This is a genomic window from Alsobacter metallidurans (assembly GCF_014636935.1).
Classification (GTDB): Bacteria; Pseudomonadota; Alphaproteobacteria; order Rhizobiales; family Beijerinckiaceae; genus Alsobacter; species Alsobacter metallidurans.
Genome location: NZ_BMES01000003.1, coordinates 142609 through 161066, shown reverse-complemented (window position 1 = coordinate 161066; position 18458 = coordinate 142609). Strand labels below are relative to the sequence as shown.

The 18458-nt window shown below is 66.5% G+C and carries 19 protein-coding genes and 1 pseudogene; 8 read left to right on the top strand and 12 right to left on the bottom strand.

Annotated features, from left to right (window positions below; genetic code table 11):
• Positions 1-264: 264 nt before the first annotated feature.
• The gene (locus IEV99_RS21540; RefSeq protein WP_280514686.1) at positions 265-750 is read left to right on the top strand and encodes a YqhA family protein; all 486 of its coding nucleotides are present in this window, start codon (positions 265-267) and stop codon (positions 748-750) included.
• A gap of 239 nt (positions 751-989) precedes the next feature.
• Here the strand turns inward: IEV99_RS21540 and IEV99_RS21535 are convergent, their stop codons facing one another.
• From IEV99_RS21535 to IEV99_RS21515, 5 genes are all read right to left on the bottom strand, one after another.
• Positions 990-2843: a methyl-accepting chemotaxis protein gene (locus IEV99_RS21535; protein WP_188519907.1), complete on the bottom strand. Its 1854-nt coding sequence runs from the start codon at positions 2841-2843 to the stop codon at positions 990-992.
• Positions 2844-2845: 2 nt separating this feature from the next.
• On the bottom strand, positions 2846-3124 hold the full coding sequence (locus IEV99_RS21530; protein WP_188519906.1) for a hypothetical protein: 279 nt from the start codon (positions 3122-3124) through the stop codon (positions 2846-2848).
• Between the two features lie 186 nt (positions 3125-3310).
• Complete coding sequence (locus IEV99_RS21525; RefSeq protein ID WP_188519905.1) at positions 3311-3541, bottom strand: hypothetical protein; 231 nt, start codon at positions 3539-3541, stop codon at positions 3311-3313.
• Positions 3542-4185: 644 nt separating this feature from the next.
• On the bottom strand, positions 4186-4380 hold the full coding sequence (locus IEV99_RS21520; protein ID WP_194483085.1) for a hypothetical protein: 195 nt from the start codon (positions 4378-4380) through the stop codon (positions 4186-4188).
• A gap of 36 nt (positions 4381-4416) precedes the next feature.
• Positions 4417-6033, bottom strand: coding sequence for a SulP family inorganic anion transporter (locus IEV99_RS21515; RefSeq protein ID WP_280514690.1), 1617 nt, complete (start codon positions 6031-6033; stop codon positions 4417-4419).
• Positions 6034-6780: 747 nt separating this feature from the next.
• Here IEV99_RS21515 and IEV99_RS23835 point away from each other — a divergent pair.
• The 7 genes from IEV99_RS23835 (at position 6781) to IEV99_RS21480 (ending at position 11981) form a co-directional block, all read left to right on the top strand.
• Positions 6781-7077 carry a LysR substrate-binding domain-containing protein gene (locus tag IEV99_RS23835; RefSeq protein WP_371875818.1) on the top strand — a complete coding sequence of 99 codons (297 nt, stop codon included), beginning with the start codon at positions 6781-6783 and terminating at the stop codon, positions 7075-7077.
• Between the two features lie 109 nt (positions 7078-7186).
• Positions 7187-7774 (top strand): DUF2239 family protein, encoded by a 588-nt coding sequence (locus tag IEV99_RS21505; RefSeq protein ID WP_188519903.1) that lies wholly within the window; start codon positions 7187-7189, stop codon positions 7772-7774.
• Positions 7771-8805, top strand: a complete 1035-nt coding sequence (locus IEV99_RS21500) for a hypothetical protein (RefSeq protein ID WP_188519902.1) — start codon at positions 7771-7773, stop codon at positions 8803-8805. The genes IEV99_RS21505 and IEV99_RS21500 overlap by 4 nt, the downstream gene beginning before the upstream one ends.
• Before the next feature lie 322 nt (positions 8806-9127).
• The gene (locus IEV99_RS21495) at positions 9128-9583 is read left to right on the top strand and encodes a carboxymuconolactone decarboxylase family protein (RefSeq protein WP_188519901.1); all 456 of its coding nucleotides are present in this window, start codon (positions 9128-9130) and stop codon (positions 9581-9583) included.
• A gap of 197 nt (positions 9584-9780) precedes the next feature.
• On the top strand, positions 9781-10530 hold the full coding sequence (locus IEV99_RS21490) for an SDR family oxidoreductase (RefSeq protein ID WP_188519900.1): 750 nt from the start codon (positions 9781-9783) through the stop codon (positions 10528-10530).
• A gap of 38 nt (positions 10531-10568) precedes the next feature.
• Positions 10569-10994 (top strand): cupin domain-containing protein, encoded by a 426-nt coding sequence (locus tag IEV99_RS21485; protein ID WP_188519899.1) that lies wholly within the window; start codon positions 10569-10571, stop codon positions 10992-10994.
• Between the two features lie 81 nt (positions 10995-11075).
• On the top strand, positions 11076-11981 hold the full coding sequence (locus IEV99_RS21480) for a sigma-70 family RNA polymerase sigma factor (RefSeq protein ID WP_188519898.1): 906 nt from the start codon (positions 11076-11078) through the stop codon (positions 11979-11981).
• Positions 11982-12068: 87 nt separating this feature from the next.
• On the opposite strand, the gene IEV99_RS21475 is transcribed toward IEV99_RS21480, so the two are convergent.
• The 7 genes and pseudogenes from IEV99_RS21475 to IEV99_RS21450 all read right to left on the bottom strand — a co-directional run bounded on the left by IEV99_RS21475 (position 12069) and on the right by IEV99_RS21450 (position 18291).
• Entirely contained in the window at positions 12069-13658 is a 1590-nt protein-coding gene (locus tag IEV99_RS21475; RefSeq protein ID WP_188519897.1) for an ABC-F family ATP-binding cassette domain-containing protein, read from the bottom strand.
• 171 nt (positions 13659-13829) lie between these two features.
• Positions 13830-13910, bottom strand: coding sequence for a hypothetical protein (locus IEV99_RS21470; RefSeq protein WP_244644034.1), 81 nt, complete (start codon positions 13908-13910; stop codon positions 13830-13832).
• 34 nt (positions 13911-13944) lie between these two features.
• Positions 13945-14070, bottom strand: a pseudogene (locus IEV99_RS23830) (oxidoreductase); the annotation flags it as partial.
• 75 nt (positions 14071-14145) lie between these two features.
• A complete protein-coding gene (locus IEV99_RS21465) occupies positions 14146-15159 on the bottom strand; it encodes an alpha/beta fold hydrolase (protein ID WP_188519895.1) in 1014 nt (337 codons plus the stop codon).
• Positions 15160-15336: 177 nt separating this feature from the next.
• Complete coding sequence (locus IEV99_RS21460) at positions 15337-17073, bottom strand: redoxin family protein (protein ID WP_188519894.1); 1737 nt, start codon at positions 17071-17073, stop codon at positions 15337-15339.
• Entirely contained in the window at positions 17070-17837 is a 768-nt protein-coding gene (locus IEV99_RS21455) for an alpha/beta fold hydrolase (RefSeq protein ID WP_188519893.1), read from the bottom strand. The genes IEV99_RS21460 and IEV99_RS21455 overlap by 4 nt, the downstream gene beginning before the upstream one ends.
• A gap of 16 nt (positions 17838-17853) precedes the next feature.
• Positions 17854-18291 (bottom strand): organic hydroperoxide resistance protein, encoded by a 438-nt coding sequence (locus tag IEV99_RS21450; RefSeq protein WP_188519892.1) that lies wholly within the window; start codon positions 18289-18291, stop codon positions 17854-17856.
• Positions 18292-18458 lie beyond the last annotated feature (167 nt).

The window sequence follows — 18458 nt, the reverse complement described above, 5'->3', positions numbered from 1 at the left end:
TGCGTTGCGCTGCATCAATTGGAGTGAAAGCTTGTTTCGCATGGCGCTTTGCGAAGCTCCTGAGCTACAAGCATTGCCGCGAAAGGGGCAGCGCCGCCCTGTGCTGAGCGCCTACCGGCTTTCGCCGCGGGCCAATGCGACGCACTGCGTTGTCGTTGGCCTGGCCCTGACTTCGGTCCGCTGGCCCTCGCGTCGGCGCCGTGTAAAGTGTTCTCACGCGCGATTGCCATGGTGTGAGCATCCGCCCGGTCTCAAGGACCCGCTATGCTCCGAGTCGTTCTGTCATTGCGCTACGTTATGCTTCTGGCCAGCCTAGGGGCGGCTTTCGGAGCACTGCTGATGTTTTGGGAGGCGCTGGTAAAGCTCGCTAGCGGCTTCAGGCACATCGTTTCCGGCGACACCGCGCAGCAACCAATCAGCGCCGTGATGGGTGCAACAGACGCGTTTCTGTTCGGAGTTGTGCTCGTCATCTTCGCGTACGGAATTGCGTTCGGCTTTGTTTTTCAAGTTCCCGAAGACGTGAGGTCACGCTTACCTCGGTGGATGCGTATTGAGCAGATCAGCGAGCTCAAGCAGTCACTGATCGAGGTCATCCTTGTCTATCTTGCGGTGGACTTTGTGACGGACATCGCAGAAAGCGAAAGCCACGCGTCCTGGCCAAACCTCGTTATTCCACTTTCAATCTTTCTCCTGGCCGGCGCTTTGCGCCTGGTGAGTGGTTCGCACGTCAACCAGCACCGGGTCGACTAGCCTGCACTCGCAATCGGGAGCGGGGCCAGCCCTGCCCGTAGCGCAGCCAAGCACCCGAGTTGCAAACGGCGCTCGTGCAGGAGCACGCGCGGGCCTGCCATGGACAGGGCCCCCACGGAGCTTCGCTGAGCCGGATGTCCGCCTCCAGCTCCTTCATCTTAGGCAGATACAAGCTGCGAGAGCTCCGGGCTTGTCCCTGTGCGGGCTCCGCAACCCCGATTTGATGGCAGCGTTTCACACTAAAACTCGTCCCAACTGCCCGCGACGCCTCTTGTGCCCGTGACTTGGCGTGGTGCGGTATTGTCACGGCCCCGCGCCGGCGCCTTCGCGGCCTTGGACTTGAAAGCCTCGGCCGCCAGCTCGCGCAGGCGGGCCGGCTCGGTCCCGGCCGGACGAGCCGCATGCCCGGCCGGTTCTGCGCGCGTGCGGAACGTCGCCACGATCTCGTTCAGACGCTCGATCTGGGACGACAGCGACGACGCCGAGGCGGCGCTCTCCTCAGCCAGCGCGGCGTTCTGCTGCGTCATCTGGTCCATCTGGGCGACCGCCTGGCTCATTTCGTCGATGCCGTTGGCCTGCTCGGCCGAGGCCGTCGAGATTTCGCCTACCGTGCTGGCGACGCGCTGCGACGCGCCCACGATCTTGTCCAGCACCTCGCCGGCCGAACGCACCAGCTTGACGCCCTGCGCGACCTCCTGGGTCGAGGAGTTGATCAGCCCGGTGATGTCCTTGGCGGCCTCGCTGGAGCGTTGCGCCAGCGTCCGGACCTCCGACGCCACCACGGCGAAGCCCTTGCCGGCCTCGCCGGCGCGCGCGGCTTCCACGGCGGCGTTCAGCGCCAGCAGGTTCGTCTGGAACGCGATGTCGTCGATCACGCTGGTGATGTCGGTGATCTTCTGCGACGCGAGCTCGATCCGCGCCATCGCGTCCACCGCCTGGGAAACGATCTTGCCGCCGTTCTCGGCCACCTTGGTGGCGTCCTCGGCCAGCTCCACGGCCTGACGGGAGGACATTGCGGACGCCTTCACGGAAGCGGCCAGTTGCTCGGTGGTGGCGGCGGTCTCCTCCAGGGACGCGGCCTGGTCCTCGGTGCGCCGCGACAGGTCGTCCGCGCCCGAGTTGATCTCCCGTGCGGCGCTGCCGACGTCCGTCGCGGTCACCTGGATGGTCGCCACCGTCTCGGAGAGGCGCTCGACGGTGTCGTTGATGGCCGACTTCAGGTCGGCGAACCGGCCCATGTAGGGCGTCTGGATCAATTGCGTGAGGTCGCCGGCGGCGACACGGCCAAGAACGGCTGCAAACTCGGTCGTGGCCCCGTCGATCACTGCGTTGATCTCGTTCATGCCGTCGACCAAGGGGCGCAACCTGCCAAGTTCCGCACTGACGTCGGCCCGAACTGTGAAGTCGCCCTCTCGGGCAGCCTGAACCGCCGCGCCCACGGCGCCGAGGATCTGCTCCTCCACCGACGACTGGGTTGTCGTCGCCAACTGCGCCAACCTGGCGCGCTCCACTTCGGCTTGGTCGCGCGCTAGCGAGGCGGCTTCGGCGCGCGCGGTCGCCGCATCCGCCTCTTTGAGGCACCGAGCGATCGTGGAAACAGCCGCAACAAGCGCGCCCCCTTCTACGACGAGGATCACGGCGTGCAGAAGCACGCGGCTCAAATCGCCCCCGTCGGGGAACACGGCGCTCGGAAGAACGACATTGAGCATGAGATGGTGAACAGCAACGAAGGCGACGGACAGGCCGATCGAGACCACGCACACCCAGCCGCAAAGGATTGCGAGGGCGGCGAAAAAGGCCATATGCATGTCGACCTGATAGTGTGTGCCGGCGCTGGCCTGGACCAGCAGCCCGACTATGGCCGAGAGCCCGATCGCCGATGCGTACCGGGTCGCGTCGCCCGCCGGATTGGAGCGCCACAAAATTGTTGGAGCGCCCGCAGCCCCCACGGCCACCGCGGACAGATACCCGACCGAAGCACCCGGCGAGAGCGCCGCGACAACCGCAACCGCCGCGGCGCAAACCCACAAAGTCGCGATGACCCAGCGGCCGTAGGCAAGGCGAACGGGCGTGAGTGAGTCGACGGGCGCCATTGTTATTTCCTGCGATAAGAAGTTGACAAACAACCGATTAGCCCGCCGACGCCGATCTGCAGCAGGTAGCCACGGGACCGCATTCGGGCGGAAAAGCCCGGTTCGTCGGCCGCAACCACGAGCGTAAATCGGCCGGACGTCCGAACAGGCAGACCACCCGCGGCTACCGTTTCGGCCACGGCAACATCGACGTAGGTTGTCACCACCAGGAAGGCCTGTTCGCCGGCACGATCTGAGCTTGCACCCGCCACCGCAACCGCTGCAGCGGTGACAAAGCTCACAAGAAGCCAGACTCCGAAATTGAACAAATGGAACCCTAGAGCCTATTCCCGGAGGCTGGAGTTCGCAGGTTTGGCGTTAAATCATTAAAATGTAGTCAGCGCCTCTGCTCTCGCGGCAGACCCGGTTTACGTTAAGTGATCCGTCGCAAGGCGGTCGGCTTGGAGCCGATATGCGCGGAGGAGGGGTTATAACGGTGGCGTCAATTTCGCCCGGACATAGTGGTCCAGCGAGACGAGCCTTTGTCCTCGGCAAGTCATCGAGCTCGGATCGAAGCTCTCACGAAAAGCTGCGTTGGTGGAAGCGTGTCTTTGGCACGCATCATAAAATGTCAGTCCGTCCACCTCGGCGACGAATTCAACGAGCCCGTCGTCGTGGAGGAAATCTCTAGAAACAAGTCCGATTTTGAACGTGGCCATGGGGCCCTCCTAACAAGGGCGCACCCTACATCGGCGACCTGAATGCGGAATGGCCAGGCTGTTCATCGCGTATTAATGCCGGCCAGACGGGATACGGCGCGATGAAACGGGAGCTTATCCCGGCTCTCTTCCGGCGATCTTCGCTCAGCCGCACGTCCTGATGCGTATCGTCACGCTTGACGATGATCGTCTGCTGTCGAGTGAGCATCTGGTCAACGCAGGCGGGCTGCCTCCCCGGCCGAACCCGGTGACTCTACAAAGGCAACCCCCGGATCTCCGGGCGTCCCTGGCGCCGGGCGAGAAATCTGCTTCTCTCATGCGAATGTTGCTCAGCAGTTTCCCTTTTTGGCCTGGCCAGGCGGACAAAATCCTTTCCGCTCCCATTTGCTGGGCGGCCGCCGGTCCTCGCCCCGAACATAAGGGTCGCCGTAGCCGTAAGGTCGCTGCGTGCGATAGGTCGGCTGGTCCCAGCAGCGACCCCACTCGTCGCACACCATGCGCACGCGATGAACGGAGGCTTGGCTCTCCGGCAAGAACGACGGCATGGCCAGAGATGGTTGTGACCACGTGACCGCGGCGGCCCCGCAACTGAACAAGACGGTGAGCTTCATCCGCAGCGCTCCCACTCCAATCTCGGCGTTATCTCAATCGCCGCCCGACAGGCCGGTTCCGCGGAGGAGAACACCGACCGATTGTTGCGTGTGAACTCGCCAGGTGGCGTTGCCTGCTTCGCGCCAAGGTTCTTCTCGATCGAGCACAAGCCGCGACACGATCGCCTCAGGCTCGTCCGAAAAGGCGTCCAGCACCCCGCGCACGGTCACGACGCCGCGTGCCGTCAAGAACAGCCGCTGACGTCCCCAGCCCTTCAAACGGCGTCAAGGCCGGTTCATCTGGCCGGTTACACGGTTGTACAGTTCGATGGCGGCTCTGGCGTTAAACAGGAGGCGGCCTGGGCCAAGCTCCTTGTCAAGTTGGGCGTTGCGCACGACGGCCAGCACCTCAGGGTTCAATCCCACAAGCCAGAATTCGACCCCGGCCTTCTCTGCGCGGCGCAGGCCATCGCGCAGCATTTCCAATGCCGTGTATTCCAGGTCCGGAACCCGGCTCAGGTCGAGCACGAGCACACGTGGCCGACGATCCGCCACGAAGGTCGCAATCCGGTCGGCGACGACTTGGGCGTTGCCAAAATAGAGGCGGCCTTCAGGGCGTAGGATGAGGAGCCCTTCGAAAGTCTCATCGTCGGGGTGCTCGGGCGACACAGGCCGCAGCACGTCGGCCCCGTGCTTGCGGCCAATCACAGAAACACGGGGCTGCGCCGTCTGCCGCGCGAGACCCACCACGGACAGAATGATCGCTACGACGATCCCTTGCAGAGTGCCGAAGACCAGGACGCCGACAGCCGCCACCACAGACCAATGAAATTCCATGCGCCGCACGCGATAGATCGACAGGAACTCCGCGGGCTGAATGAGGACCACTGAGTAGAGGATTACGATTGAAGCCAGCGTTGCTTGGGGCAGGAAGCCAAGCAGCGGGGCAAGAACCAGCATTGTGGCGAGCGCGGCCGCGGAGGTGACCAGCGAGGCTCGCTGCGAGTTGGCGCCTGCAGCGCGGGCCACCCCCGTTTGCGAGGCGCCGCCCCCCGCGGGCATCGCACCAAGCAGCGCTCCGCCAAGGTTCGCCGCGCCGGTGGCGATCAATTCGCGGTTGGCGTTGATCGGAGGGTCGTCCTGATCGGCGAAAGCTCGCCCGGCCGCTATGGTCTCCGTGAAGCTCATCAGGGCAATGCCGAACGCGCCGGGCAAAAGGTCTCGAACCAGAGTAAGGTCTGGCGGTGTCAGTGACGGCAATCCCTTCGGGATGAATCCAACCGTACCGACTCCCGACGCGCTGAGCCCGAGCGCCCAGGATGCAAGAATGGCCGCGGCGACGCTCAAAAGCGGAGCCGGGGCGCCGGGTTTCAGCTGTTTCAGGGCCACGAGGGCGCATAGGCTCACGGCTGCGACAGATGCGGTGTAAACAGACGTTTCCGGCAGAGATCTTACGACGCTCAACGCGTCAGTGAAGAAGGATTGCTTAGGCACATGCAGGCCCAGCAGCTTGGGGGCCTGGTCCAGCACGATCACGAGGCCTATTCCGGCCTTGAACCCCGTCAGGACAGGAATCGAGATGAAGTTTGCCACGAAGCCGAGCTTGAGAACCCGGGCCAACACCAGGACGATCCCGACAAGCGCTACGAGGGTTGCGACCGCTCGGCTCGCCGATCCGCCATCGATGGCCAAGCCTTCCAGTTCCGCGCCTGTCAGTATGGCGAGCGTGGTCGTCGAACTCACGCTGAGCACGCGTGACGATCCCAGGAGTGCGTAGATCGCCATCGGCGTAAAGGCCGTGTAAAGGCCCACCGCAACCGGCAAGCCCGCCACGGACGCGTAGGCCATGGCCTTCGGCAGCACGACAGCCGCGGCCGTAAGACCCCCCGTGAGGTCTTGCAGGAAGCCAAGCCGCCTGCCGGAAGCCGACGCAACCTCGCGATTGTTCTTTGTTTTGAGGGCGTGCTCCACCCATGAACTTTAGGCAAACTCCGCTGAATTGCGGCTGAGCGAGATCAGTTTCCTCTGGAGGAGCGGGCCCCCAATCGTGAGGTCGTGACCGTCAGTGAACGTGAACCTGAACGATGGGCCTTCATACCCGGCCGCAGAGGCGCTGCGCGCCAAGGGCAAGCCGTTCATCTCCGTGACAGCGTTTGAGAAAGCCATGCTCCCCGGCACACTGGTTTCAGTGCCGGCTTTGTCTTAGCCGCTTAGGAACGGGACGGGACTGGCGCGACGAACTGGTGCAATCTCTTGTACAACTTGGCTCGAGGCAGGCGTTTTGGCAAGGACGCTCGACACCAATTCAGCAACAATTGTCGAAAGACATACGTCAAGACTGTATTCATTTGACCTGTATAGCCTAGTAGCTTGCTAGCATGTTAGCACGGCATTCCCGCCAGCTCACTTGGTGGATTTGGTCTCGGGTTGCGGACATCTCAACCTTGCGAGAGCATTGCTTGCGCACCGTGGGATCCAGGGCGAAGTCGTGCAACACGAGCTGACGAGCGATGCGTCGCTGACCATGCGTTCGCTGGGACGATCCCGCTGGATCCTCGTCGCCAGCCCGCAGGTCGCGAGCGGCCTCGGGCCCGACATCACCGCTCTCGCCGGCTTTCCCACCCTGGGGACGAGCGATGCACCGGCGAGGTGACCTGGGCGCTGGAACACGAGGGCGGTGGAACCCATGTGCTCCGCCACGAGCCGCGCATGACCTGCGCAGACTATGCCGCTCTTTGCGATGCGGCGGCGGACAGCCTGGGCGTGGCCTTCCTGCCAGACCATGCCTGCACCGGCTCCATCGCCTCGGGCAAGCTGGTTCGCGTCTTCGACGGCTGGCGGAGCAGGGATGGCATCGTGCACATCGTCTTCACGACCAGAAGAGGGCTGCCCCCGGCCGTCCGCGCGCTCATCGACCAGCTGGCTCGCGAATTTCCCGCCCTATGAGAAGGGGACACTTGCAGTCCGTTCCGGTTTCAGGCTGCTAAATTATACCCGGATAATATTGACTGGCCCATTTCGTCCGGGTAAAAGCCTCCCGTACAGGAGGAGAGCCATGCAGCACGGCGGGACGGTAACGGCCTTCAAGGGCGAGAGGCGTGTCGCGACGGGAAGCTGGGACGAGGTGGTCCGGCTGCTCCGCGACGCGGGAACGCAGGGCGCCGACGGCGCCGTCCTGGTCTTCGACGACGAAACGGGGGCGCAGGTGGATCTCGACTTCCGCGCAGCTGCGCCGGAGCCGCCGACATCGGCGGGGGGCGAGGAGGACGTCGCGGCGAGGCGGGCTGGTCGCCCGAAGCTCGGCGTCGTGCCGCGGGAGGTCACGCTCCTGCCGCGCCACTGGGAGTGGCTCGCGAACCAGCCCGGCGGCGCCTCGGTCACATTGCGGAAGCTGGTCGAGGCTGCGCGCAAGGTCGATGGCGAAGAGACGGCGGGTCGCCGCGCGCGCGAGGCCGCGGACCGGTTCATGGGGGCGATGCTGGGCAACGCGCCGCATTATGAGGACGCATCGCGGGCGCTCTACCGGGGCGAGCGGTCGCGCTTCACGGAGCTGACAGAAGATTGGCCGGCCGACCCGCGCGACCACGCCCGCCGGCTGGCCGCGCCGGCTTTCTCCGACAGGGCCGAGACGGAGCGCCCATGAGCGAGCGCACCGACGCCCTGGCCCGGGACGGCGTGCTGCTCGCCCGTGCGGCGAGCGGATTCGCGCTGCCGGTGATCGACGTGACCCATCCCCGTTTCGCCGTCCCCGACGACGACGCCAGCGTCGGGGCGCTGCGCCGAGCCTTCATGGAGAACGAGCGTGGCCACGCAAGGGCGCCGCGGTTCCTCATGCGCTGGATCATCGCCTCGGCGGCACGGAAATCCCGCTTTCTCCAAGCCGTCTTCAACCCGGGAGCGACGTTCCTGGACGGCATCACGACCTACGCCATGAAACTCGGCGAGGCCAACCTGCTGCCCCCGTTCGACGGCGAAGTGGACCGGAGCTTTGCCCGATCCCCGCACGTCACCTGCCTGCGCCTGCGCATGCAGCAGACGGCGGCCCTTATTGCCGATGCCGCGGCGCGGGAGCTGAGCGAAATGCCGGGCCGGCCGCTGCACCTCGTCGACATCGCCGGCGGTCCCGCGATGGACGCGGTGAACGCCCTCATATTCCTGGCACGGTCCGCGCCCGAGCTGCTGGGCCCGGTCCGGATCGTCGTCCTCGATCCCGACGAGTCGGGTCCGGCCTTCGGCGCGGCGGCCCTCAGGGAGCTCGCGCAGCCCGGCCGATCGCTGCACGGGTTGGACGTCTCCATGCAGCGAATTGCCTACGACTGGGCCGCCACGGCCCCCCTCGACGATTGCGTCGCCGCCGCGACGGCGAGCGGCGCGGTGATCGTCGCCTCGTCGGAAGGCGGCCTCTTCGAGTACGGGTCGGACGAGGCCATCGTCCGCAACCTGACGAGCCTCCATGCCGCGGGCCGGGGCGCTAGAGCGGTGATCGGCTCGGTGACCAGCGGCGACGAGCATCGCCGCCGCATGGTGGCCGAGAGCTCCGTGAAGGTTATTCCCAGAGGGCTCGACGGGTTTGCTCCTCTGGCAGCCCGCGCCGGCTATGCAATCGCCCGGTCCCGACCGGCCATCGTCAGCGACCAGGTCGAACTCGTCGCAGTGCGGAGCGAAGGCGAATGATCCTGGAGCGCGACACGAGCTCCAGTTATGGTGCGGACTTGATGCCGCTGCGTCTAGGCAGGAGTGCTCACCCGACGGCGCGCCCTTGACACAAAAAGGACTTTTACCCGAGCGCGGTCGTGTGTCTGCTTGGGATGAATCGCCGACCAGTCTTGTTCGGCGCCCCAGCCTAGCTCCGCTTCGTAAGCAAAAGCACACGTGGTTGGCCTCGGCGAGATGCGCCCGTGTCGGCGAAAGTGCCGCCTCGCATGTCACACGAGGGTCGTTGCCCTCGTCACTGCTCCGAACGTCGATATTCACGTTCCGAGCACAAGGACGAGACATGAGCGAGATTAACCGACTGGTCTGGAACGAAGTGGCTCCGCAAGGCGCCAAAGCGCTCTACGGCATCCACCATTACATCACCACCGCCACTGATCTGCCGAATGAGCTGATCCACCTCATCTTCCTGCGGGTGTCTCAGATCAACGGCTGCGCGCACTGCATCGACCTCCATACGCGCGACCTGCTCAAGACGATGCCGATCGAGAAGGTGGTCCTGGTTCCGGTCTGGGCCGAGGCGCCGCACCTCTTTTCGGACCAGTACCGCGCCGCGCTCGCCTGGGCCGAGGAGGTCACCCTGGTCAGCGAGACGCACGCCTCCGATGAGGCCTATGCCGCCGCAAGCGCCGCCTTCGCGCCGAAGGACCTCGTCGACCTGACGATCACCATCGCGGCGATGAACGCATTCAACCGCCTCGGCGCTCCCTTCCGCCTCCCCGTCCAGGCAAAAGCCTAGCTAGCTCACTCGTAGGGGCAGGGGCGGCGCTAGAGTCGTTCCGCCTCCGCCGATGTCGATCTCAGGTTGCGTCTCGCGTCGCTCATTTTACCAAGCCATGTCACATCCGGCCCTTCCCACATCGTCCTTTGTTTCAACGGACGCCTGACAGCGGCATGGAGCCGCCAGGTGCGTTCTCGAACAAGGAGACGGATGCCATGAAGATCGTGGTGATCGGCGGAAGCGGGCTCATCGGTCGAAACCTGACGGCCAAACTCTCGCGACAGGGCCACGAGGCCATCGCGGCATCGCCGAGCACGGGGGTGAACGCGCTGACCGGCGAAGGCCTTGCGGACGTTCTTTCCGGAGCCGACGCTGTCGTTGACGTTTCGAACTCGCCCTCCTTCGAGGAAGCGGCGGTGCTCGACTTCTTCGAGCGCTCGGGCCGCAACCTCCTCGCCGCCGAGCGCGAGGCGGGCGTAAAGCATCATGTCGCCTTGTCGATCGTCGGCACGGACCGCCTCGAAGGAAACGGCTACTTCCGGGCCAAGGTCGCGCAGGAGCGGCTGATCAAGGACTCCGGCATCCCCTTCACCATCGTGCGCGCGACCCAGTTCTTCGAGTTCGTCGCCACCATCGCCGAAGCAGCCGTCGACGGCGACCGCCTCGTCGTACCCGATGCCGACTTCCAGCCCATCGCCGCCGCCGATGTCGCCGCAGCGCTCGCCGAGGTCGCCATCTCGCCGCCCCGCAACGTCACGGTCGAGATCGCCGGGCCCGACCGCCTGCCGTTCCGCGACTTCGTCGCCCGCCGCATCGCCGCTGGCGGCGACCATCGGGAGGTGCAGGCCGACAGGGCGGCGCTCTACTTCGGCGCCGCGCTCGAGTCGGGTTCGCTTGTTCCCGAGCACGTGGGAGCGGCGCGGCTCGGGCCGACGCGGTTCGAGAACTGGCTCGCCACCGCCTGAACCCTGCGCTCCCCCACCTACGAAGAAAGATCCATCCCATGTTCAGAACAATCCTGCTGGGAACCTTCCTTGCCGTATCCTCCGTCTCGGCCGTCCCTGCCATGGCAGCAGATGTCGCGAGGGGCGAGGCACGCGTGACCACGATTTTCGACAATCCTCTGCCTTCGGTTCCCGGCAAGAGCCTGCGCGGTGTCCTGGTGGAGTATGGCCCTGGTGGCTCCTCGCCCTCCCACACCCACGCCGCCTCCGCCTTCATCACGGCGACGGTGATCAGGGGCGCCGTGCGCAGCCGGATCAACGACGGTCCGGAGAAGATTTTTCGGGTCGGCGAGAGCTTTGTTGAATTGCCAGGCGACCACCACGGCGTCAGCGCCAACGCGAGTAACGTCGAGCCGTCCAAACTCCTTGCCGTCTTTGTCGTGGATACGAAAGACACCGAGCTGACGACGCCGGACCAGACGTAGCGCACCCCTGAATCCTGGGCGGCGGGGCTCCTCCGTGGCCATCATCGCCCAGGCAGCCGAAGTCATCATTGAGGGACGCACATGCAGCAGATCGATGACGCTACGGTCATCTTCGAGACCCATCGGGCGCGGCTCCTGCGCATCGCGTACCGCATGCTTGGCTCGCGCAGCGAAGCCGAGGATGTCGTTCAGAATGCATGGCTGCGTTGGGTGACGGTGGACCAGACGAAGGTCGCCGCTCCGTATCCCTTCCTTGCGCGCGTCGTCACCCGGCTCTGCCTCGACGAGATGAAGTCGGCTCGCGCCCGCCGCGAGACCTACGTCGGCGCCTGGTTGCCCGAACCTCTGTTGAACGCGGACGATGACGGCGTGGACGAGGACGACCTCACGCTGACGTTGATGATGGCGCTGGAGCGCCTCTCACCGCTTGAGCGGGCCGCCTTCCTCCTCCACGACGTCTTCGGGGTTCCGCTCGGGGAAGTCGCTGATACGCTCGGCCGGGAAGCCGCCGCCGTGCGCCAACTCGCCGTCCGGGCAAGGAGAAATGTACAAGCCGCGCGTCCGCGCTTCCCAGTCGAGCGAGGGGAGGGCGAGCGGATCGCACTTGCTTTCTTCGCGGCTTCCACCAGTGGCGATACCGCGACGCTCCGCACGCTTCTTGCCGAGAACGCGGTGCTGCGTGCGGACGGCGGTGGCAAGGTTCTGGCCTTCATTAACCCCATCACGGGATTGGACCGCCTCCTGCGCCTGTATGAGGCTGTGCGGCGCAAATGGGGAGAGGGCTGGGCGACACTGCTCGAACCCGTCTGGATCGACGGGCTGCCCGGCTACGTCAGCCGCGAGCGTGGCGATGTCCTCCAGACGACGGCGCTCGCCATCGAGGACGGCCGGATCACGGCGATCTACATCACCCGCAATCCCGACAAGCTTCGCCACGTTACGCAGGCCCTTGCGGCCGAGCCGGACCCGACTTCCCGGATACAGTGATCACGCTGCGGGTGACCCAAGGCGGACGTTTGCAGAGTTCGCCCTTCAAAGAGAGGTACGACAGGCAGCAGCGCCCGTCGGAAGGTCCTATCGAGAGACAGGATCCAAAGAGATGGTCTGCTGTATGCCCAGTGCAGCAACGAAGGTTTGGTCATGGCTGACGACCAGCAGTGCGCCGTCGTATGCGGCCAGGCCAGCCTCGACGGCTTGGATCGCTTCGAGGTCGAGGTGGTTGGTCGGTTCGTCCAGCACGAGGAGCAGAGGCGGTTTGGGGCCGCCGAGAACACAGGCGAGGCCTGCGCGAAGCATCTGGCCTCCGCTCAGGGTTCCGACGTTCATCAGGGCTGCATCCGCGCGGAACTGAAACGTCGCGAGCGCGGCACGGCAGGCATTCTCCGTGGCGCCCGGGTTCAATCGAAGGAAGTTGTCCCGAATGGTCGTCGCCGGATCCAGAAGATCCATACGCTGGTCCAGAGTGGCAGTTGGAACTGAAAGCGTCACCTGGCCGCGAAGCGGGGCGAGATCGCCGACGATGACTTTCAATAGTGTCGACTTGCCGGATCCGTTGGGGCCGAGAATGGCGATCCGTTCCGGCCCTGTCATCGCAAACGACAGGCCTTCAATCAGGGGCCGCGCGGGATCGTAACCTGCTGCCACGTCGTCGAGCCGCAACACTGTCCGGCCGGACGCCAGTCCGGTCGGTGGAAGGCTCACCACGAAAGGCTGGAGGATTTCGACCAGCCCCCGCGCCCGGGCGGCAGCAGCGTCGAGTTCCGCCTGCCGTCTTTCGGCACTCTTTGCCTGCGCTCCGCCCGACACCTCGGCCTGGTTCTTCCGGGCGCCAAGCAAGATGCGGGGCATCCCGCCGCCCTTCGCCTGTCTCGCCCCGGCCGAGTCCCGCCGGTCCCGCCTCTCAGCTTTCTCTTGGTCCCGTCGCCGGGCGCTCGCTGCGGCTCTCTCCGCACTCTCCAGCTCGTGCGCGGCAGCCTCCAATTCGATGTCCTTTCGGGCGCGGTAAGCCGACCAGCCTCCGCTATAGCGCGACGCCCCGAGCGACGTCAGCTCGACGATTGCATCCATGTCCTCCAGCAACTCGCGGTCGTGGCTCACCACGACTGCGCCACCTCGCCAGTCCTGTAGGAGCGCGCGCACCGCGTCCCGACCGGCCCTGTCGAGATTGTTGGTTGGTTCGTCGAGGAGCAGGATATCCGGATCGTGAAAGGTCACGGCCGCCAGTGCAGCCCGGGTCCGCTGTCCGCCGGACAGGTCGGCCAGACGGGCTTCGGGTCCGACCTGGAGGCCGATCCGTTCCAGGCTGGCCGCGAGCCGGGCTTCGAGCGTCCAGTCGGCGTCTGCGAGTTCATCGCCGCTCGCGTCCCCGGCCGCGGCCCTGCACAGCAGGGCGAGGTGCGACGCGACACCGAACAGGTCGGCGATCGTGTCCTCCGGCCCGATCTGGACGGTTTGTTCCAGCGAGCTCACCTTGCCCTGGACGGAGACCCGACCGGATGTCGGCGCGATCTGGCCCCGGATGATCTTCAGGAGCGTGGACTTGCCTACGCCATTGCGCCCGACCAGGCCCACACGTTCGGGACCGAAGGTCAGGGTGAGGCCAGAAAATAGAACTCTGCCGTCCGGCGTCGACCAGCCGAGATCGGCCAAGGCGATGGAACTCATCTGCGGGACCTAGGCACGCAATAAGACGAAAGGATGCTCGTTTAGCTCAACCACAGAACCGCTTAGGGGAGGCGGCGTCTTCGGCGGTATCGTCGATCGATGCGATAGACGCGCGATATTTGGCCCGCCCGCCGTCTCCTGGCCTTCGCTGCCAGGTCGCGGAAGCGACCGTTAGAGCACGAAGCCGCCATCCACCGTGAGGCTCGCGCCGGTGATCGTGCCCGCCTCGGGCTCGGCGAGGTACGACGCCATTCCGGCGACCTCCGACGGTCGGGTGAGCCGTCCGCGAGGCATAGGTGAGGGCGACGCGCAAGCCGTCGGCAGCGAGGCGTGTCGCTGTCGCGGCGCCGATGCCGCGCGAGCCGCCGAACACGAGCGCCGCGGGGCGCTGGTCACCCGAGGAGTAGGTCATGGTCACAGGTCTCCGTGCGCCGGAGTGTCCGGCGCTGGTCGGACTGAAAGGGCAAGGAGCGGCGTGGGCGGCGGATCAGGCTTTCGCCACGTCGAGCACCGCTTGGGCGAAGTCTCGCGGCGCTTCCTGCGGCAGGTTGTGGCCGATGCCCCCGCTCACGATACGGTGCTCGTAGCGTCCGGTGAACCGCTTGGCATAAGTGGATGGATCGGGGTGGGGCGCCCCGTTCGCGTCGCCCTCCATTGTGATCGTGGGGACGCCGATGGCGGGGAAGCTCGCGAGCCTGCGCTCCGTCTCGTCGTAGCGGGCTTCTCCCGGCGCGAGGCCGAGACGCCAGCGGTAATTGTGGATGGAGACCGCCACGTGGTCCGGGTTCTCCAGCGACGTCGCCGTGCGGGCGAACGTCGCCTCGTCAAAGCGCCACTGCGGCGAGGCCAGCTCCCAGATAAGCCGGGCGAAGTCCCTGGTGTACTTGGCATAGCCCGCCGCGCCGCGGTCCGTCGCGAAGTAGTACTGGTACCACCACTGCAACTCGGCCTTGGGCGGCAGAGGCGCACGGTTCGCTTCCTGGCTGCCGATGAGGTAGCCGCTTACCGAGACGAGCCCCTTGCAGCGCTCGCGCCAGAGGGCGGCGAGGATGTTGGCGGTGCGGGCGCCCCAGTCGTAGCCGGCGACGACGGCCGTCTGGATCCTCAGGGCGTCCATGAAGGCGAGGATGTCGAGAGCGAGCGCCGCCTGCTGGCCGTTGCGCATCGTCCCGGCCGAGAGGAACCGCGTGGCGCCGTAGCCGCGCAGGTGCGGGACAAGCACGCGGTGACCTGCGGCGGCGAGGATGGGCGCGACTTCGGCGTAGCTGTGGACGTCGTAGGGCCAGCCGTGCAGCAGCAGCACGGGCGGGCCGTCGGCCGGTCCAAGCTCGACATAGCCGATGTCGAGAACGCCGGCCTGCACCTGCCGGATCGGGCCGAACGTCTTCGGTTCGGCGGCCTGGGCGTGAGCCTTCCGCGTGACGAAAGGAGCCGTGGCGAGCGCCAAGGCGGCGCCACCAATGAGGGCGCGGCGTGAGGGATCAATGGGCTCGATTGTCATGGCGGATCTCCGGGGACGAGAGCTGCAGGGGTTTGGGAGTGATTTGTGTCGGACGGGACGTTTGCGGACGTGTGGGAGGCGTGTCCCAGGCGCAGGGACCGGCGCCGACGGCGAAGCCGGCCGTCACGAGCACGAGAAGACGCAGGACGGAGCGGAGCGGCATGGGTGCGATCTCCCTCAGCCGAAGGTGAAGGCATAGGCCTCCACTCCGGGATCGAGGAACCGGATCTCGACCGTCCGGACGCGGGGACCGTCAGCCTGTCGAACGAGCTGGTAGAGCCGTGTCTCCGAGACCGCGCCGAAGCCCTCCGCGTCGATGTCGGAGCCGTGGTCCGGTCCCGGCGCATGGCCGTCCACCGTGACCTGGAATCGGATCGAGTTGGCAGCCCGACCGGCGCCGAGGACGAGATGGAGATCGCGAGCGTTGAAGCGATAGGCCACCCGGCCGTCCACGCCAGCACCGATGGCGCGGTCCGCGGCGATGGTCCAGGCGCCCGACAGGCCCCACCGGTTGGCGGGCAGGTCTGCATACGAGTAGACCTGTGGACGGTCGGCGGCGACAATCTCCCGCGAGGCGAAGCGGCTCGCCTGGGCATAGCCAAGATAGGTTTCGTCTGAGCGCAGGTGATCCCAATCCGCGGCGGCCTGTTCGCCCGGCGCCGGCGGCGCAGCCGGGGTGGAGGCCGGATCGCGGGCCGCGCCCGCTTCGGCCAGCAAGTCCCGGATCGCCTGCTCCGTGCGGGCCTCCTGTCCCTCCCCAGCCGTGCGGTAGCGGATCCGGCCCTGCGCGTCGGCCAAAGCAAAGCCCGGCCACGACTCGTTTCCGAAGGCGCGCCAGACCTTGAAGCCGTTGTCGATGGCGACGGGATAGGTCAGCCCGAAGCGGGCGAGCGCACGCCGGACGTTGCTTTCGTTGTGCTCGAAGGCGAACTCGGGCGTGTGAACCCCAACTACCGCCAGTCCCTTGGCGGCGAAGGTCTCGGCCCAGGTCCTGACGAAGGGGAGCGTCCGAATGCAGTTAATGCAGGAGTAGGTCCAGAACTGGACGAGAACGACCTTGCCGCGCAGGGCTTCGGCCGCCAGGGGAGGGCCGTTCAGCCAGCCGGTGGCGCCGGCGAGCGACGGCAGGTCGCCGAGGACGGGCAGGCTGCTGCGAAAGGATGGTTTGGACGCGGGCGCCAGGACCACCTTGGCCGTTGCCGGGAGCCTTCCGACTAAAGCGCTCTCGATCCGCCCCGCAGCCGGGGCGGGAAGCTGCGCGAGCACAGTCGCGTCGAAGCCGGACGCGATGGCCACCACACCACCGAGTGCGGCGACACCAGCCACCTGTCTCAGCCGGTGCGTCATGGAGGCCGCGGCACGCAGCCCGGTTGCCAGCCGGCGTCCCGCCAGCACAATGACGGCAAGGGACGCCGCCGCCCCCGCGGCATAGGCGCCGGCCGCCACCCCCGTCGCCAGCGGCGATGCCGATGCGGCGCCGCCGGCAAGGATGAGCGCGAGCACCGGCCCGGCGCAAGGGGACCAGAGGAGGCCGGCAGCTAACCCCGTCACGACGGAAGCGCCCGCGCCGGTCCCGACCTGTTCCGAGAGGCGGCCGCCCAAGTTCGTGAACGGGCGCGCGGCGAAGGCTGCGAGGCGGCTCGACAAGAGCGTGGCGGCGGCGAAGGCCAGCACGACGAGCCCCAGGGCACGGCCAACCTCATGCGCCTCCGCCGCCCAAGCGGCGCCTGTCGCTGCGAGCGCGACGACCGACGCAAAGGCCGCGACGAGGCCGGCGAGGAGCGGCAAGGTTCCACGCAAGAACGGCTGGCCATGCCCGGCGAACACGAACGGCACCACCGGCAGGATGCAGGGGCTCGCGATGGTGAGTGCGCCGGCCAGGAAGCAGACCGCGAGAAAGGATGCGGCGATCATCGCGAGGGCGCCTTGGCCGCCGCTTCAACAATCAGAGCCGCCACATCCGCCGGGCGCGAGAGGTAAACGGCGTGGCTGGCCTTCACCTCGCGGACGGTGCTGCCGGCGCGCTTGGCCATCTCGCGCTCCAGGTCCGGATTGATCGAGCGGTCCTGGGTCGCCACGAGGGCCCAGCTCGGCTTCGACTTCCAGGCCGGCTCGCCGGCCTCCTGCGCGAAGGCGGCCCTCGCGGCGAAAACCTGTGATTGCGCCATGAAGGCCGCCTCGGCGTGGGGCAGGTCGGCGGCGAAGGCGGCGGGGAAGTCGGCCGGCGCTAGATAGAGGAAGCCGTCGGGCGTCGCCTGGATCGCATCGGGCTTCGCTCCGGTCACGGGCTTGCTGTCGGCGAGCTTCGCCAAGCTCTCGCCCCGGTCGGGCTGGAACGCCGCGACGTAGACGAGGCCCGCCACCTTGGGATCATCTCCCGCGGCGGTGACCACCATGCCGCCGTAGCTGTGCCCGACGAGGATAATGGGGCCGTCCTGCAGGGCGAGGATCCTGCGCGTCGCGGCTACGTCGTCGGAAAGCGAGGTGAGCGGCTCCTGGACGATGCTGACGCGCAGCCCCTTGGCCGTCAGGAGGTCGGACACCTTGCGCCAGCCCGAGCCGTCGGCGAAGGCGCCGTGGACGATGACGACGTTGCGGACGGAAGCGGCCGAGGCTGCGGGAGGCGTCGCCAAGGCCGCGAGGGCGACTAGGGCAGACAGGACGTTGGATCGGTTCATCGCAGGCCCCTTGATCTCAAGGTCCGGCCGGGCGGAGATCGGCGAGCACGATTGCGACATCGATGTTGCCGCGGGTCGCTTTGGAGTACGGGCAGGTCTCGTGCGCGGCATCGATGAGCGCCCGGGCCGTGCCTGGATCAAGACCAGGCAGCGAAACGGTCAGGCGGGCGGACAGGAAATAGCCCTCGCTCCCCTGGTTCAGGCTGACCTCGGCGTCGATGGCAAGATCGGCCGGAACCGTAACCTTCATGCGGCGGGCGGCGATGGCGATGGCGCCCTCGAAGCACGCGGACCACCCCGCCGCGAAGAGCTGTTCGGGATTGGCGCCTGACCCTGTCCCGCCCGGCACGGAGAGCGCGATGTCCAGCCTGCCGTCAGAGCTGCGTGCAGCGCCCTTGTCGCGTCCGCCGGTCGTGTGGACCTGGCCTGTGTAGAGCACCTTGGCGTCCGTCATGGGACGTGTCTCCTGGTCGATGGTCAGCGAAGGGGCGATAGATCGCGTCCTGCCGTCGTAGCGGAGGCGATGCCTGCAAGCCCGTTAGCGCTTGTCAGCCGCCATGAGCGCTAATCAGCCGATGAGAGCCCGCACGTGGCGCGTGGCGACCACGGCTCCAAATGGAT

Bases quoted from the DNA above. Each gene is read 5' to 3' on its own strand.
- IEV99_RS21450 (WP_188519892.1), bottom strand. From the start codon at position 18,291: ATGACGGACGCCAAGGTGCTCTACACAGGCCAGGTCCACACGACCGGC.
- IEV99_RS21540 (WP_280514686.1), top strand. From the start codon at position 265: ATGCTCCGAGTCGTTCTGTCATTGCGCTACGTTATGCTTCTGGCCAGC.
- IEV99_RS21525 (WP_188519905.1), bottom strand. From the start codon at position 3,541: ATGGCCACGTTCAAAATCGGACTTGTTTCTAGAGATTTCCTCCACGAC.
- IEV99_RS21475 (WP_188519897.1), bottom strand. From the start codon at position 13,658: ATGAGTTCCATCGCCTTGGCCGATCTCGGCTGGTCGACGCCGGACGGC.
- IEV99_RS21465 (WP_188519895.1), bottom strand. From the start codon at position 15,159: ATGACAATCGAGCCCATTGATCCCTCACGCCGCGCCCTCATTGGTGGC.
- IEV99_RS21505 (WP_188519903.1), top strand. From the start codon at position 7,187: ATGCAGCACGGCGGGACGGTAACGGCCTTCAAGGGCGAGAGGCGTGTC.
- IEV99_RS21485 (WP_188519899.1), top strand. From the start codon at position 10,569: ATGTTCAGAACAATCCTGCTGGGAACCTTCCTTGCCGTATCCTCCGTC.
- IEV99_RS21535 (WP_188519907.1), bottom strand. From the start codon at position 2,843: ATGGCGCCCGTCGACTCACTCACGCCCGTTCGCCTTGCCTACGGCCGC.
- IEV99_RS21490 (WP_188519900.1), top strand. From the start codon at position 9,781: ATGAAGATCGTGGTGATCGGCGGAAGCGGGCTCATCGGTCGAAACCTG.
- IEV99_RS21455 (WP_188519893.1), bottom strand. From the start codon at position 17,837: ATGAACCGATCCAACGTCCTGTCTGCCCTAGTCGCCCTCGCGGCCTTG.
- IEV99_RS21495 (WP_188519901.1), top strand. From the start codon at position 9,128: ATGAGCGAGATTAACCGACTGGTCTGGAACGAAGTGGCTCCGCAAGGC.
- IEV99_RS21460 (WP_188519894.1), bottom strand. From the start codon at position 17,073: ATGATCGCCGCATCCTTTCTCGCGGTCTGCTTCCTGGCCGGCGCACTC.
- IEV99_RS21480 (WP_188519898.1), top strand. From the start codon at position 11,076: ATGCAGCAGATCGATGACGCTACGGTCATCTTCGAGACCCATCGGGCG.
- IEV99_RS21470 (WP_244644034.1), bottom strand. From the start codon at position 13,910: ATGGCGTCGTACCTCGCCGAGCCCGAGGCGGGCACGATCACCGGCGCG.
- IEV99_RS21500 (WP_188519902.1), top strand. From the start codon at position 7,771: ATGAGCGAGCGCACCGACGCCCTGGCCCGGGACGGCGTGCTGCTCGCC.